Origin of the sequence: Acidovorax sp. LjRoot118, assembly GCF_964253575.1 — a bacterium.
Taxonomy (GTDB): domain Bacteria; phylum Pseudomonadota; class Gammaproteobacteria; order Burkholderiales; family Burkholderiaceae_C; genus Acidovorax.
Genome location: NZ_CAXURB020000001.1, coordinates 1,046,266 through 1,062,187, shown reverse-complemented (window position 1 = coordinate 1,062,187; position 15,922 = coordinate 1,046,266). Strand labels below are relative to the sequence as shown.

The window sequence follows — 15,922 nt, the reverse complement described above, 5'->3', positions numbered from 1 at the left end:
AGCGCTTAGAACGCCGCCGTGAGCGGGTTCGGGCCGATACGCCCTTCGGCCTGGTCCAGTTGGGCGATGGCCGCCATGTCCTGTGCATCCAGCGCAAAGTCGAAGACATCGGCATTTTCGGCAATGCGGCCCGGGTTGACCGACTTCGGGATCACGACGTTGCCCACCTCAATGTGCCAGCGCACGACGACCTGGGCTGGCGTTTTGCCATGCCTGGCGGCAATGGCCTTAATGCCCGCATCCTCCAGCAACTGCCCCTGGCCCAGCGGGCTCCAGGCCTGCGTGGCGATGCCATTTGCAGCGTGGTATTCACGCAGCCGGCGCTGTTGAAAGCGCGGGTGCAGCTCGATCTGGTTGAGCACCGGTTTGGCACCGGTCTCCTGCACAAGTCGGTCGATGTGCTCGGGCTCGAAGTTGGAGACGCCGATGGAGCGCACCCGCCCTTCGGATTGCAGGCGGACAAAGGCGCGCCAGGTGTCCACGTACAGATCGCGAGAAGGGTTCGGCCAGTGGATCAGGTACAGGTCGAGCACGTCGAGGCCCAGCAGTTGCATGCTGGCATCGAAGGCACGCAGCGTGGAATCGAGGCCCTGCTCGGCGTTCCACAGCTTGGTGGTGATGAAGACCTCTTCGCGCGCCACGCCGCTGGCACGCAGGCCCTCGCCCACGCCCGCCTCGTTGCCATAGATGGCCGCGGTGTCGATATGCCGGTAGCCTGCGGCCAATGCCGCCTTCACGGCCTGTGCGGTGGCATCGGCCGGGGTGCGCCACACGCCCAGGCCGAGCTGGGGGATGGAGCGGCCATCGTGAAGTGCGAGGGAAGGATGCTGCTGGGTCATTCAGGGTTCCTGAGGGTCTTATTCATGACAAAGGCCGCCGCAAGGCGCTTGGGGTAGCCATCTTCTCACGCATGGTGCAAGTCCTGCTGGGGACAAATCAACCGGTCGCCCAAAGCCAGCCGAGGCCGATTGCATCCATATGCAACTGCCCCAAAACCGGGATCCCCAGCGTGAAAGCACCGCGCCACCCGGCAACGGCCCAAAACGCCTCTTTCAAAGATACGTTTGCACACGTTTTGCAATTAATTAACGCAAATTAACCGCTGCGGCCACGCCACAGCGGTAGCCGGTGAAATGGTCTTCATGCCTATGATTTGCCCACAACGAACGCACACGGATGCGGGGTGGGAGAAGCATGGAACACACGATGAAAAAGGGCGTGCACCACGGTGCGCGCTGGGGAGCCCTGGGCGCATTGGCGCTGGGCCTGGCCGCCTGCGGTGGAGGCAGCACGGACAGCAGCGGCAGTGGGCAGGAGGCGTCGCAGTCTTCGTCCAACGTGGTCTATGTCCAGCACAAGTCCGCCTACGAAGCAACGGCTGCAGCGCCCAGCCAGCCGGGCGTGGCCATCAAGCCCGTCACCGCGACCTCGTCCGCGGTGGAAAACCCCGGCATGGCGGCCACGGCCGCCATCGACGGCAACCTCGGTAGCCGCTGGGGCAGCACCTTCGTGGACGATGCCTGGATCCAGTTCGACTTTGGCGCCAAGGTCGACGTGGGCTACATGAAGCTGGTCTGGGAGCGCTCCTACGGCAAAGAATACGCGCTGCAGGTTTCGCAGGACGGAAGCACCTGGACGCAGATCCGCTACGTCACCAACGGCAAGGGCGGCACCGAGGAGTTCCTGAACCTGGGCATGAGCGCGCGCTACATCCGCCTGCAGGGCGTGGCGCGGGCCGGCGGCTACGGCTACTCGCTGTTCGAGGTGGAGTTCAAGACACCGGGCACCGACAACACCCAGGGCGTGGGCGCGACCTCGGCCTGGCGCTACCCGGCCAACGGCCAGGGGCTGGCGCCATTGCCCTCCGCACCCGAGGCCGCCGAGCTGACACAGTTCCGCCTGGCCGACGGCACGCTGGTGACGCGCTTCGGCGCACGCGCGCTGGGCCGCCATGGCCGCGAGCGGGGTGAAGAGTGGAACGAGATCGGCTTTGGCCCCAACGACACGGTGGACCCTGTCACGGGTGCGCCCGTGGACAAGGGCCCCGGCGCGCACTTGACCTTCGTGACCCAGTATTTCCAGAACCGCACCTGGGGCATGGAGATCCTCGACAACAGCCGCGTGGCGGGCGTGACCAAGCCAACGCTGGTGGTCAACCGCTACACCACGGTGGACTTTCTGCCGGGCGACACGGCGTTCTTTCGCGCGTTCGACCGGCCCGGCGTCACCGGCTACGGCTGGATGAACCCGGGCGAGCTGGTGGACCGCAACGTCAAGGTCTGCGCACCCACGCCCTACCCGGCCAATGGCCGCCTGGCCAGCCCCGACGGCATCAACGGCCCCTGCACCCTGCGCATCAAGGACTACCCGGGCCACGGCGGCCTGGGCGCCGATGGCCTGCCCAACGGCACCAACGTGCCCTCGCGCGCACTGGTGGCCGGGGACGCCATCGAGGTCTCTCCCGCGATGTTCAGCACGCGCGAATCCATGTCCTCCAAGGGCGACAACGGCGGCATCCGCTACTACTCGGCCGAGTGGCTGTACGTGGTGGGTACGGGCCTCGTGCCCTGGTATGGCGTGCAGCCCCGGCTGAACTCGGCGCCGCTGCCGGCGATCACGCTCTCGGGCGGCACCGGCTCGGTCTCGTACAACTACTCGGACAACGGCGCCTCGATGTTCCAGCAGCCGTTCAACAACGTGGGCATGCAGAACATGCAGCGCTTCGTCGAGGGGCGCCGGCTGATCCACACCAGCTTCGACACCGGTGCCCACAGCGAGCCGGGCAACGACCCGTACATGCCCGCCGCCAAGCTGCAGGGCACGCACTTCAACCAGTCGGCCTGCGTGGCCTGCCACGTCAACAACGGCCGCAGCCCCGCCCCCATGCAGGTCAACCAGCGCCTGGACAGCATGTCGCTGCAGACCGCCAGCCTGGGCGATGCCGGCCAGCAGCAACCGCACCCGCGCTACGGCAGCGTGCTGCAGATGAACGCCCGCGCCGCCACCGGCGAAGCGCAGGACTGGGGCAACAGCGTGCGCGTGGCCAAATTCGAGACGCGCAATGTGCGCCTGGCCGATGGCAGCGTGGTGGAGCTGCGCAAGCCCGTGCTCGGCTTCGACGGCCCGGTGCCCGCCGTGCACTCGCTGCGCGCCGCGCCCCCCATGATCGGCATGGGCCTGCTCGAAGCCGTGCCCGAGGCCGACATCCTGGCCCGCGCACGCACCGTGCCGGATGCCGATGGCGTGAAGGGCATGCCCAACTATGTGTACGACCCCGAGAGCGGCGTGGTGCGCCTGGGCCGCTTCGGCTGGAAGGCATCCAAGGCCACCCTGCGCCAGCAGGCCTCCACGGCGCTGCTGCAGGACATGTCGGTCACGTCCACCGTCTACCCCTCGCGCGACTGCAACTACGGCCCCACCGCCTGTGCATCGGGCGTGCGCAAGCCCGGCATCACCGAGGCCGACCTGGCCTCGATCTCCAACTACCTGGCCCTGGTGGCCGTGCCGGCCCAGCGCAGCCAGGCCAGCGGCTTCCCCAAGGGCGTGGCACCGCTGGACGAGCACCGCGTGAACCCGCAGCAGGTCACCCTGGGCGCCAAACTGTTCGACACCCTGCGCTGCGTGGCCTGCCACACGGCCGAGATGAAGACCGGCTCGGGCCACCTGTTTGCAGAACTGCGCGACCAGACCATCCGCCCCTACACCGATCTGCTGCTGCACGACATGGGTGCCGAGCTGGCCGACAACTTCGCGCAGGGCCAGGCCACGGGAGCCCTGTGGCGCACCGCGCCGCTGTGGGGCATCGGCTATACCGAGAAGGTGATGGGCGCTGGCCAAGCCGCCAAGGTGGGCTACCTGCACGACGGCCGGGCCCGCTCGCTGACCGAAGCGGTGCTCTGGCATGGCGGCGAGGCCGATGCGGCACGCCGCCGCTTCGAGGCACTGCCCACGGCAGACCGCGAAGCGCTGCTGGCCTTCCTGCGATCGCTGTGATCGGCCTGGAGCGGGCGCCCCGCTCGCTCCAGCCGCTCAATACAGGGTCGTGCGCTGCCGCTCGGGCAGTGCCTGGTCATAGGCCGCGCCATCGAAGCTCTGGCTGATGGCCGACAGGATGGCACCGGGCGTGGGCACGGGCCGGGGCGCACCGGGCTCGGTGGCCTCCCCCCACAAGCGCGAGCGCAGGATGGCGCGCGCGCACTGGAAGTACACGGCCTCCACCGCGATGCGCACCACGCACTTGGGCGGCTGGCCGCTGACCACGAAGCGCTCCATGAGATCGGGTGCCGTGGTGATGCTGGCGCGGCCGTTCACGCGCAGCGTCTCGCCCACGCCGGGGATCAGGAACAGCAGCGCCACGCGCGGGTCGGCCACGATGTTGCGCAGGCTGTCCACGCGGTTGTTGCCGCGCCGCTCGGGCAGCAGCAGGGTGCGCTCGTCCAGCATCTGCACGAAGCCCGGCGCATCGCCGCGCGGCGATGCATCGAGTCCGCCCGGGCCCGAGGTGGCCAGCACCGCGAAGGGCGATGCCTCGATCATGCTGCGGTACGAGGGGTGCACGAAGGGCACCTCCTTGGACAGCGAGGCCTCGCCGGGCGTGCCGAACAAGGCTTCGAGCTGGGCAATGCTCTCGATGGAATGGGCGGTATCGACAACGGTGGCGGTCATGTCAGGTTCCAGGGGTTGGTGGCGAATATTGCGGGGGGCATAGCCGCCATGGTGCAGCGCCGCACTGTCTGCGGCAAACGAGTTTACGGCCGCCCATGCGTGAGAAAATCACACGCATGACACCCCGCCTGCCCCCGCTCAACGCCGTGCGCGCCTTTGCCGCTGCAGCACGCCACCAGAGCTTCACGCTGGCGGCGGCCGAGCTGTTCGTGACGCATGGTGCCATCAGCCGGCAGGTCAAAAGCCTTGAGGAGTTCCTGGGCGTGGCGCTGTTCGAGCGGCGCGTGCGACAGGTGTCGCTTACGCCCGAAGGGCAGCGCTTCTTCGCCGAGGTGGCGCCGGCGCTGGAACAGATCGGCGCGGCCGCCCGGGCGCTGATGGACGATGCACCCGCGCGCTCGGTCACCATCAACGTGCGGCCCTCGTTCGCGGTGCGCTGGGTGATTCCGCGGCTGCCGGACTTCGTGGCGCAATTCCCGGGTATAGCCCCCAGGGTCGTCACCAGCACCGTATCGCCCGACCAGGCCAGCGAGCATTTCGATGTAGCGATCCGCCGCGGCCGCAGCGCGGGCTGGCCGGCGTCCATCGCCGTGCAGCCCTTCCTTCTGGACGAGGCACTGATCGTGGGCACGCCGGCGCTGCTTGCCAACGCACCCGTTGACGGCCCCCGCGACCTGGCCGCCCACGCCCTGCTGTGGTCGCGCTCGCGCCCCGACGACTGGGAGCACTGGAAGCGCCAGGTGGGTGCACCGCGCATGCGGCCCGAGAGCCAGCTGCAATTCGACCACCTGCACTTCGTGTTGCAGGCCGCGCTCGATGGCCTGGGCTTTGCGCTGGCCCCGGCTTCGCTGGTGGCCCACGACCTGGCCGCCGGCCGCCTGGTGTGCCCCCTGCCCGCGCTGCGCCTGCCGCTCACGCGCCACTACTACGGCCTGGCGCCCGACGCGACACCCGAGGCGCAGTGCTTTGCGCAGTGGCTGCAGAGCCAACTGGAAAGCAGCACAGGCCTGGGTTGAGGCTCAGACGTCGATGGCCTCGGCCGATCCCGCTTGCTTGCGCAGCTCGAACTTCTGGATCTTGCCCGTGCTGGTCTTGGGCAGCTCGCCAAACACCACGGCGCGCGGCACCTTGAAGCCGGCCAGGTGCTGCTTGCAGTGGGCCACGATGTCCTCGGGCGTGAGCGTGGCGCCGGCCTTGAGCTCGACGAAGGCGCAGGGTGTCTCGCCCCACTTGGGGTCGGGCCGGGCCACCACGGCTGCGGCCAGCACGGCGGGGTGGCGGTAGAGCACGTCTTCCACCTCGATGGAGGAGATGTTCTCGCCGCCCGAGATGATGATGTCCTTGCTGCGGTCCTTGATCTTGATGTAGCCGTCGGGATACTGCACCGCCAGGTCGCCGCTGTGGAACCAGCCGCCGGCAAACGCCTCGTCGGTGGCCTTCGGGTTCTTGAGGTAGCCCTTCATCACGATGTTGCCCTTGAACATGATCTCGCCCATGGTCTCGCCGTCCTGCGGCACGGGCTGCAGGGTTGCGGGGTCGAGCACGCGCACGTCGCGCTCCAGGTGGTAGCGCACGCCCTGGCGGGCGTTCAGACGGGCGCGCTCGCCGATGTCCAGGTCATCCCAGGCCCCGTGCTTGGCGCACACAGTGGCGGGGCCATACACCTCGGTCAGGCCATACACGTGGGTCAGGTCGAACCCCATCTTCTCCATGCCCTCGATCATCGACGCAGGCGGCGCGGCGCCGGCCACCATGGCCTTTATGCCGGCGGGCACGCCGGCCTTCATGGCATCGGGCGCATTCACCAGCATGCCGTGCACGATGGGTGCGCCGCAGTAGTGCGTGACGCCGTGCTGGCGCATGGCGTCGAAGATGGCCTGCGCCTCCACGCGGCGCAGGCAGACGTTGACACCCGCGCGCGCCGCCACCGTCCAGGGAAAGCACCAGCCGTTGCAATGGAACATGGGCAAGGTCCACAGATAGACCGCGTGCTTGGGCATGTCCCACTCCAGCACGTTGCTGATGGCATTGGTGGCCGCGCCCCGGTGGTGGTAGACCACGCCCTTGGGATTGCCCGTGGTGCCGCTGGTGTAGTTCAGGGCGATGGCATCCCACTCGTCAGCAGGCAGTTCCCAGGCGTGCTGCGCATCGCCTGCGGCCACGAAGGTGTCGTAGTCGGTGCCGCCCAGGGATTGGGCAGCCGGGCCGTACACGGCGTCCTGCACTTGCAGCACCAGCAGCGGCGCAGTGGACTTGCGCCATGCAAGGGCCTTGGCGAGGGTGCCGGTGAACTCCGGGTCGACAATGATGGCACGGGCCTCGCCGTGGTCGAGCATGAAGGCGATGGTCTCGGGGTCCAGGCGGGTGTTGATGGCGTTGAGCACGGCGCCGGCCATCGGTACGCCGAAATGCGCTTCCACCATGGGCGGGGTGTTGGGCAGCAGTGCGGCCACGGTGTGGTTCTTGGCTATGCCGGCGCGGTTCAGGCTGCTGGCCAGCTGGCGGCAGCGCGCATAGGTCTGGCCCCAGGTCTGGCGCAATTCGCCATGGACGATGGCCAGGCGGTCCGGGTAGACCTCGGCCGTGCGCTCCAGGAACCCGAGGGGCGACAGGGGCGCGAAGTTGGCCGGGTTGCGGTCCAGGTGCTGGTCGAACATGTGGGGCATGGCAGGGATTTCCTTCGCGGGGACGATGAACCGCCCTATTACAACGCAGGGTTCTGGCGGGGATCTGCGGGCGAACCCGGGGCCCGCCCCGGCGATAGAGGAAAATGCAGCGGTGTCCATCCCCCAGTCATTCATCCAGGAACTGCTAGCCCGCACCGACGTGGTCGAGATCGTGGGCCGCTACGTCCCGTTGAAGAAGGGCGGGGCCAATTTCATGGGCCTGTGCCCCTTTCATGGGGAAAAGTCGCCGTCCTTCAGCGTCAGCCCCTCCAAGCAGTTCTACCACTGCTTTGGCTGCGGCAAGAACGGCAATGCCATCGGCTTCCTCATGGACCATGCGGGCATGGGCTTCGTCGAGGCGGTGCAGGACCTGGCCCAGCAGGTGGGCCTGCAGGTGCCCGACGACGACATCTCCCAGCAGGAAAAGGAGCGCGCCGCCGCCGCCCGCCAGAAGCAGGCCACCCTGACCGACGTGCTGGAAAAAGCCGGCGACGCCTACCGCCGCCAATTGCGCGAATCGCAGCGGGCCATTGCCTACTTCAAGGGCCGGGGCGTCTCGGGCGCGGTGGCCAAGCGCTACGGCCTGGGCTATGCGCCCGAGGGCTGGCGCAGCCTGGCCAGCGTGTTCCCGCAGTACGACGACCCGCTGCTGGAGGAGAGCGGCCTGGTCATCGTGGGCGAGGACGGGCAGGACAAGCGCTATGACCGCTTTCGCGACCGGGTGATGTTCCCCATCCGCAACGTCAAGGGTGAATGCATCGGCTTTGGTGGGCGCGTGCTGGGCGACGACAAGCCCAAATACCTCAATTCGCCCGAAACCCCGGTGTTCCACAAGGGGCGCGAGCTCTATGGCCTGTTCGAGGCACGCACCGCCATCCGCGAGCACGGCTACGCCCTGGTCACCGAGGGTTACATGGACGTGGTGGCCCTGGCGCAGCTGGGTTTTCCGAACGCCGTGGCCACGCTGGGCACGGCCTGCACGCCCGAGCATGTGCAAAAGCTGCTGCGCTTCACCGAATCTGTGGTGTTCAGCTTCGACGGCGACAACGCCGGCCGGCGCGCCGCGCGCAAGGCGCTGGACGGCGCCCTGCCCCACGCCACGGACACGCGCAGCATCAAGTTCCTGTTCCTGCCGGCCGAGCACGACCCCGACAGCTTCATCCGCGCCAATGGGACCGATGCCTTTGCCAAGCACGTGAGCGAGGCCGTGCCGCTGAGCCGCTTCCTGATCGAGTCGGCCAGCGATGGCTGCGACCTGACCACGGCCGAGGGCCGCGCCCACATGGCCAGCAACGCCCGCCCGCTGTGGACGGCGCTGCCCGACGGCGTGCTCAAGCGCCAGTTGCTGGGCGAACTGGCCGAACTGACGCAGTTGAACGCGCGCGACCTGTCCGAGCTGTGGAACCCCGGCGGCGCCCGCGCCCCCGCTCCGGCGCCGGCACCCCAGCAGCGCCCGGCACGCACGCAGGAAGCCGCCAACCCCTATGCCGATGAGCCGCCCTGGGGCGGCGCCCCGTCCGACCTCGACGGCTGGCACCCCCCGCATGAGCCCGATTACGTGGGAGGCGGGTACCAGGGCCCGAGCGACGGCGGCCATGGCGGCTACAGCGGCGGGGGAAATGGCGCAACCGGCAATGGCAAGCCCCCCTTTCGCAAGGGCGGCGGCAGCGACTGGGTCAACACCGGTGGCAAGTGGAAGAAAAAGGACAAGGACTCCCCCTGGGGGCCCCAGCCGCGCCTGCCGCGCACACCCGCCATGGGCCGGGCAGACCACGCCGCGCGCCTGCTGCTGTCGCACATGGGCTTTCTGGAAGAACTCACACACGACGACCATGCCGCCCTGTGCGCACAGCCCTCGCCCCATGGGCCGCTGTTCACCTGGCTGGAGGGCCAGTTCCACGAGCACGGCCCCCAGGCCTGGGAGGTGCTGCGCGAGGGCCTGCGCGAGCACGAATGCGAAGACCTGGCGATGAAGGTGATGACCGGCGCCCATGCCCAGACCAAGGGCGAGTCGCAGGAACTCCGGCTGGAGCTGCGCGATCTACTGAACCGGATGCTCATAGAGGACATCAAGGAACAGCAGAAAGTGCTGATCCTTCAGGCAGCGCAGGACACGTCGGCCCTGGAGCGCTACCGTGTGCTGGAGCAAAAACGCCTGGTTTTGTTGAACGCAACCGTCAAGGTGGCTTGAAATTGCGTCAAATGGTATAATGTAGGGTTAGGCAAGAGCGACAGCAGCACCTCCGAGCCGGGCCACCGTGACAAACGCGCACAACCGCCCACCCATCGCAAGGACTGCACACCAAATGTTCGCCCAGACATCTTGCCCCTGAGGGATACCCCTCAAGCTGCAAAAGCATCGCTTTTGCAGTGCCACCCGCGCCGGGATCTGTGGCGCTTGCGTTTTCTTTGTGTCCGTTTTTGATTCTGAGGTTGTTCATGCCCGCTCAAAAGTCCGCGAAGCCATCCAAGTCAGCCCCAGTGACCGCCGCGAAGGCCGTCTCAAAAACCGCGGCCAAGGTGCCGGCCAAGGCAACTGCCTCCAAAACAGTTGCCGCGCCCGCCCCGGTCGCCAAGAAAGTGAAAACTGTGCCCTTGAACAAGTCTGCCGAGAAGACGGAAGCCCCCGAAGAACTCAAGAAAGCCCGTGCCAAGGCTGCCGTCGACGCAGACGGTGAAGAGGCCCCCAAGAAGCGCCCTGGCCGCCCCGCCAAGGTCGCAGGTGCCGCCACGGACGAGGCCAAGGTGCCGGCCAAACGCGGCCGCAAGCCCAAGGCCGCCGCCGGTGGTGCCGCGGAAAGCAGTGACGATGCCGACCTGTCGGACATCGAATCCGACCTGGAAGGTGAAGTCGAGGTCGAGGCCGAAGCCACGCCCACGGCCGAGAAGGTCAAGCCGCTGCGCATGAAGATCAGCAAGGCCAAGGAACGCGCCCTGATGAAGGAATTCGGCCTCGACGAAACCGTCCTGACCGAAGAAGACCTGGCCAAGCGCCGCTCGCGCCTGAAAACCCTGATCAAGCTGGGCAAGACGCGCGGCTACCTCACGCACGTCGAAATCTCCGACCACTTGCCCGACAAGCTGGTCGATGCCGAAACGCTCGAAGCCGTCATCACCACGCTGAACGACCTGGGCGTGGCCGTGTACGAGCAGACGCCCGATGCCGAGGCGCTGATCATCACCGACAACGCCCCCGCAGGCGCCAGTGAAGAAGAAGCCGAAGAGGCCGCCGAAGCCGCCCTGTCCACCGTGGACAGCGAATTCGGCCGCACCACCGACCCCGTGCGCATGTACATGCGCGAAATGGGCACGGTGGAGCTGCTCACCCGCGAAGGCGAAATCGAGATCGCCAAGCGCATCGAAGGCGGCCTGATGGCCATGATGGAGGCGATCAGCGCATCGCCCGCCACCATCGCCGAGATCCTCAACATGGGTGAGGAGATCCGCGAAGGCAAGGTCGTCATCTCCACCATCGTGGACGGCTTCTCCAACCCCAACGAGGCCGACGACTATGTGGCCGAAGAAGACTTCGACGAATTCGACGAAGCCGACGACGACGATGGCAAGGGCGGCTCCAAGGCGCTGACCAAGAAGCTCGAAGAACTCAAGAAGCAGGCGCTGGAGCGCTTCGACAAGCTGCGCGACCTGTTCGAGAAGGTCCACAAGATCTACGACAAGGAAGGCTACGGCACGCCAGCGTACGTGAAGGCGCAGCACGCCCTGTCGGAAGAGCTGATGACCATCCGCTTCACCGCCAAGACCATCGAGAAGCTGTGCGACATGGTGCGCGGCCAGGTGGACGACGTGCGCAAGAAGGAGCGCGAGCTGCGCCGCATCATCGTGGACAAGTGCGGCATGCCGCAAGAGACCTTCATCAAGGACTTCCCGGCCAACCTGCTGAACCTGAAGTGGGTGGAAAAGCAGGCTGCCGCCGGCAAGCCCTGGAGCACGGTGATGGCGCGCAATATCCCGCCCATCCAGGAACTGCAGCAAAAGCTGACGGACCTGCAATCGCGCGTGGTCGTGCCGCTGACCGAGCTCAAGGACATCAACAAGCGCATGAACGAGGGCGAAGCCACCTCGCGCGATGCCAAGAAGGAAATGATCGAGGCCAACCTGCGCCTCGTGATCTCCATCGCCAAGAAGTACACGAACCGCGGCCTGCAGTTCCTGGACCTGATCCAGGAGGGCAACATCGGCCTGATGAAGGCCGTGGACAAGTTCGAATACCGCCGCGGCTACAAGTTCTCGACCTACGCCACGTGGTGGATCCGCCAGGCCATCACGCGCTCGATCGCCGACCAGGCGCGCACCATCCGTATCCCGGTGCACATGATCGAGACGATCAACAAGATGAACCGCATCAGCCGCCAGCATCTGCAGGAGTTCGGCTTCGAGCCCGATGCGTCCATCCTGGCGGCGAAGATGGAGATCCCGGAAGAGAAGATCCGCAAGATCATGAAGATCGCCAAGGAACCGATCTCGATGGAAACCCCCATCGGCGACGACGACGACAGCCACCTGGGCGACTTCATCGAGGACGGTGCCAACACCGCTCCCATCGATGCCGCCATGCAGGCCGGACTGCGCGACGTGGTCAAGGACATCCTGGACGGCCTCACGCCACGCGAAGCCAAGGTGCTGCGCATGCGCTTCGGCATCGAGATGTCCACCGACCACACGCTGGAAGAAGTGGGCAAGCAGTTCGACGTGACGCGCGAACGCATCCGCCAGATAGAAGCCAAGGCGCTGCGCAAGCTGAAGCACCCCAGCCGCTCGGACAAGCTGCGCAGCTTCATCGATTCGCTGTAAGCAGCCTGCCGGTGAAGGCCCCCCAAAGGGCCTTTCCCTCAGAACGCCCTGCCCCGCACCTGCGGCGCAGGGCGTTTTTCATGGTGGCGTGGCGGCCACAGGTGTCACCCGCTTCGGCGTATACCCTGATACTCTGGACAGCCAAATGACAGTTTCAGAGCCCACCATGGGCAACTGGATACATTCGCTTACCAAGGGAACCCATGACCGCCCACACACCCCTGAACACGCGGCGCCGGCAGGTGCTGATCCGCGCGGCTGCGCTTGCCGCGCTGGCAGCACCCTTTGGCAGCACGGTGCTGGCCCAGGCCCGCCCCCCGGCCAAGGTCGCCAAGCTGGCGGGCACGCTGCGCATCGTGATCCCCGCCAATGCCGGCGGAGGCTGGGACCAGACCGGCCGCGCACTGGGCACCGCCCTGGTGGGCGCGGGTGCCGTGGACCAGGTGGAGTACGAGAACGTGGGCGGCAAGGGCGGCACCATCGGCCTGGCCCGCTACGCCGAAAAATACGCCAATGACCCCAACACCCTGCTCATGGGCGGCATGGTGATGGTGGGCGCCGTGGCACTGCAAAAGCCGGCGGTGGACCTCACGCAGATCCAGCCCATTGCGCGCCTGACCAGCGACTACCTGGTGGCCGCCGTGCCCGCATCGTCCCCAATCCGCACGGCCAAGGACCTGGTCGCCGCCATGAAGGCCGACCTGCCCGCCCTGCCGGTGGCTGGCGGCTCTGCGGGCGGGGTGGACCACATCTATGCGGGCGTGCTGGCCCGTGCCGCCAAGGCCAGCCCCGAGGCACTGGTCTACCGCCCCTTTGCGGGCGGCAATGAGGTGGTGGATGCCTTGGTCACCGGCAAGGCCGCCCTGGGCCTGTCGGGCTACAGTGAGTTCAGCGAAGCGATTGCCTCCGGCAAGCTGCGCGCCATCGGTGTATCGGCCCGGCGCAGTGTGTTCGGCCTGCCCGCGTTCCGCGAACAGGGGATCGATGCCGTCATGGCCAACTGGCGCGGCGTGTTCACGGGCAAGGGCGTCTCTGCCGCCCGCCTGGCCGAGATGGTGACTGCCGTGGAAGCCGCCACCGTGCACGAATCCTGGGTGCGCACCCTGAAAACCAACAAGTGGGATGCATCCTGGCTCACCGGCAAGGACCTGACCGAGTTCATGGAGCTGGACCTGACCACCGCGCGCGTGATGGTCTATCTGCTCAAGCTCAAAGCCTGACACCTCCCTTCGCGAGGCTCTTGCATTGCACCGCCTACCCGCTGCCGACACCTAGGACCTCCTGATGAAAATGTCCCGCTACTCCATCGGCACGCGCATGGCCGGTGCATTGGGCCTGGTGCTGGCGCTGATGATCGGCGCGGCCCTCTTCGGCATTGCCGCGCTGTACAGCACGCTGGGTACCTATGACAGCACGGTGCAGCAGCGCGTGGCCCAGGAGCGCGCCGTGACGCGCATGGAGAGCGAGTTCAAGACCCAGGTGATGGAGTGGAAGAACACGCTGCTGCGCGGCGAGGATTCGCGCAAGCGTGAACTGCACTGGAACGCCTTCCAGGCCAGCGAAAAACGCGTGGCCGATGCCGCCAAGGCCCTGGCACCGCAGCTGGTGGACAGCAGCGAGCGCGCTGCGCTGCAGAAGTTCGTCGATGCCCATACGCAGATGGCCCAGGGCTACCGCAAGGGCTTCGAAGCCTTCCAGTCCCTGGGCTTCGTGGCCTCGGCCGGCGATGCCGATGTGGCCGACATCGACCAGGGCCCGGCCAAGCTGCTGGGCGAACTGAGCCGCCAGGTGGCCGACAGCAGCGCTGCCATTGCGCAGCAGGCCGCGCAGGATGCCCGCCGCGCACTGGTCAGCAGCCTGGTGGCGCTGGCGCTGGTGAGCGCCCTCGGGGTGTTTGCCGGCTGGGTGCTCACGCGCTCGGTGGTGGGCCCGCTGCGCGTGGCCGTGTCCCTGGCCAACAAGGTGGCCGCAGGCGACCTGACGACCACCATCGCCATCGACGGCAATGACGAACCCGCGCGCCTGCTGCAGGCCCTCTCGGCCATGCAGGAGAACCTGGAGCGCGTGGTCTCGGGCGTGCGCACCAATGCCGAGGGCGTGGCCAGCGCCAGCGCCGAGATCGCGCAGGGAAATACCGACCTGAGCATGCGCACCGAAGACCAGGCCTCGTCGCTGGACGAAACCTCGTCCTCCATGCAGCAGTTGCAGCAGACCGTGCAGAACAACGCGGCGAACGCCCAGCGGGCGAACGAACTGGCCAAGAGCGGCGCCTCGGTCGCCGAGCGCGGCGGCCAGGTGGTGGGCCAGATGGTCGAGGTGGTGCAGGGCATCCAGGAAAGCTCGCGCAAGATCGCCGACATCATCGGCGTCATCGACGGCATCGCCTTCCAGACCAACATCCTTGCGCTCAACGCCGCCGTGGAAGCCGCACGCGCGGGCGAACAGGGCCGCGGCTTTGCCGTGGTGGCCAGCGAAGTGCGCAGCCTGGCCACGCGCAGTGCAGGTGCCGCGCGCGAGATCAAGGCACTGATCCAGACCAGCGTGGAGCGCGTGGAAGCAGGCTCGAGCCTGGCACGCAATGCCGGCAGCACCATGGGCGAGGTGGTCCAGTCCATCCGCGGCGTGAGCACGCTGATGGAAGAGATCAGCCAGGCCAGCGCCGAGCAGACCAACGATATGCTGCGCGTGACCCAGGCCATCGTGCGCATGGATGACGCCACGCAGCAGAACGCCGCGCTGGTGGAACAAAGCGCAGCCGCCGCCGGCAGCCTGAGCGGCCAGGCGCATCAGTTGGTGGAGGCTGTGGCCGTGTTCCGGCTGCGCTGATCAAGACGTGGCAGGTGAGGGGCCAGCAGCCTCGCGCGCTACCGCATCCCACAGCGCCTCGGCGGCGCGCCCCATCTGCACGTGGGAGCGGTACACCCGGATCTCCAGCTCGATGCTCCACTGCGGCGTGGCCGCAGCGCAGGCCAGCCGCCCCGCTGACAGATCGTCGACCACAAGACTCTGGGGCAACCAGGCAATGCCCCGGCCCTCGAGTGCCATCGTGCGCAGCACGGAAGCCAGGTGGGCCGTGAAAACCGTCTGCGTCGAGAGCTTTCCGAGCGCACCGTCGATGGTCTTGTGCAGGATATTGCCAAGCCCCGATTCCGCACTGTAGGCCAGCAAGGGCGCAACCGCACCGGAGCGCTCCAGGCCATAGAGGGCGGCACCGTCCGGCCCTACGGCGCACACGGGCCGCAAGACATCGGTACCGACGCAGACCGATGGATAGGCCTGCGCGTGCAACAGGCTGGGGGCCTGCGCATGGGCATGGCACAGCACGAACTGCACCTTGCTCTGGGCCAGCAGCGCCTCGCAGCGGTGCAGCATGTCGGACTCCAGCTGCAAGGTCCCCGCCATGGTGTGCGCACCATAGCTGCGCAGCCACCCCGGCATGAAGGTCAGCGACAACGCATGGGTCGCCGCAAAGCGCAGGCTCTTCGAATTCGCCTCGGCCACGGCGCGCGCCGCGCCGGGCAGGCGCGCCACCTCGGCGAGCAGCTCGGGCGCAACGCCTTGAAACCACTGGCCCGCCTCCGTCAGCCTGACCGGCTGCGTGCTGCGGTCGAACAGCTCCACCCCCAGCCACTCCTCCAAGGCACGCACGCGGCGACCGAAGGCAGGCTGCGTCATGTGGCGGTCTTCTGCGGCGCGGGAAAAATTTCCGACGGCGGCAAGGACCAGGAAATCCTCCAGCCAGGAGATGTTCATAACAAGCCCGCTGTGCTCTGAAAGCA

The 15,922-nt window shown here is 67.2% G+C and carries 10 protein-coding genes; 6 read left to right on the top strand and 4 right to left on the bottom strand.

Going from position 1 to position 15,922, the window contains the following annotated elements; all coding sequences use genetic code 11:
- Positions 1–5: 5 nt before the first annotated feature.
- The gene (locus ACSQ9E_RS04975; protein ID WP_427999821.1) at positions 6–839 is read right to left on the bottom strand and encodes an aldo/keto reductase; all 834 of its coding nucleotides are present in this window, start codon (positions 837–839) and stop codon (positions 6–8) included.
- A 367-nt stretch (positions 840–1,206) separates the two neighbouring features.
- On the opposite strand from ACSQ9E_RS04975, the gene ACSQ9E_RS04970 reads away from it, so the two are divergent.
- Positions 1,207–3,993: a di-heme oxidoredictase family protein gene (locus ACSQ9E_RS04970; RefSeq protein WP_436217071.1), complete on the top strand. Its 2,787-nt coding sequence runs from the start codon at positions 1,207–1,209 to the stop codon at positions 3,991–3,993.
- Positions 3,994–4,029: 36 nt separating this feature from the next.
- Here ACSQ9E_RS04970 and ACSQ9E_RS04965 read toward each other — a convergent pair whose 3' ends face one another.
- On the bottom strand, positions 4,030–4,665 hold the full coding sequence (locus ACSQ9E_RS04965) for a pyridoxamine 5'-phosphate oxidase family protein (protein ID WP_436179257.1): 636 nt from the start codon (positions 4,663–4,665) through the stop codon (positions 4,030–4,032).
- Positions 4,666–4,781: 116 nt separating this feature from the next.
- Between ACSQ9E_RS04965 and gcvA the strand changes: the two genes are divergently transcribed.
- Positions 4,782–5,681, top strand: coding sequence for a transcriptional regulator GcvA (gene gcvA, locus ACSQ9E_RS04960; RefSeq protein WP_436217070.1), 900 nt, complete (start codon positions 4,782–4,784; stop codon positions 5,679–5,681).
- A gap of 3 nt (positions 5,682–5,684) precedes the next feature.
- Here the strand turns inward: gcvA and ACSQ9E_RS04955 are convergent, their stop codons facing one another.
- Complete coding sequence (locus ACSQ9E_RS04955) at positions 5,685–7,331, bottom strand: acyl-CoA synthetase (RefSeq protein WP_436217069.1); 1,647 nt, start codon at positions 7,329–7,331, stop codon at positions 5,685–5,687.
- Between the two features lie 112 nt (positions 7,332–7,443).
- Here ACSQ9E_RS04955 and dnaG point away from each other — a divergent pair, with 112 nt between their 5' ends.
- The 4 genes from dnaG to ACSQ9E_RS04935 all read left to right on the top strand — a co-directional run bounded on the left by dnaG (position 7,444) and on the right by ACSQ9E_RS04935 (position 14,969).
- Positions 7,444–9,522, top strand: coding sequence for a DNA primase (gene dnaG / locus ACSQ9E_RS04950; protein WP_436217068.1), 2,079 nt, complete (start codon positions 7,444–7,446; stop codon positions 9,520–9,522).
- A 248-nt stretch (positions 9,523–9,770) separates the two neighbouring features.
- Positions 9,771–12,143 carry an RNA polymerase sigma factor RpoD gene (gene rpoD, locus ACSQ9E_RS04945; protein ID WP_057202584.1) on the top strand — a complete coding sequence of 791 codons (2,373 nt, stop codon included), beginning with the start codon at positions 9,771–9,773 and terminating at the stop codon, positions 12,141–12,143.
- A gap of 203 nt (positions 12,144–12,346) precedes the next feature.
- Entirely contained in the window at positions 12,347–13,363 is a 1,017-nt protein-coding gene (locus ACSQ9E_RS04940; RefSeq protein WP_436217067.1) for a Bug family tripartite tricarboxylate transporter substrate binding protein, read from the top strand.
- A 64-nt stretch (positions 13,364–13,427) separates the two neighbouring features.
- The gene (locus ACSQ9E_RS04935; protein WP_436217066.1) at positions 13,428–14,969 is read left to right on the top strand and encodes a methyl-accepting chemotaxis protein; all 1,542 of its coding nucleotides are present in this window, start codon (positions 13,428–13,430) and stop codon (positions 14,967–14,969) included.
- On the opposite strand, the gene ACSQ9E_RS04930 is transcribed toward ACSQ9E_RS04935, so the two are convergent.
- Positions 14,970–15,896, bottom strand: a complete 927-nt coding sequence (locus ACSQ9E_RS04930; RefSeq protein WP_436217065.1) for a LysR family transcriptional regulator — start codon at positions 15,894–15,896, stop codon at positions 14,970–14,972.
- Positions 15,897–15,922: the final 26 nt, after the last annotated feature.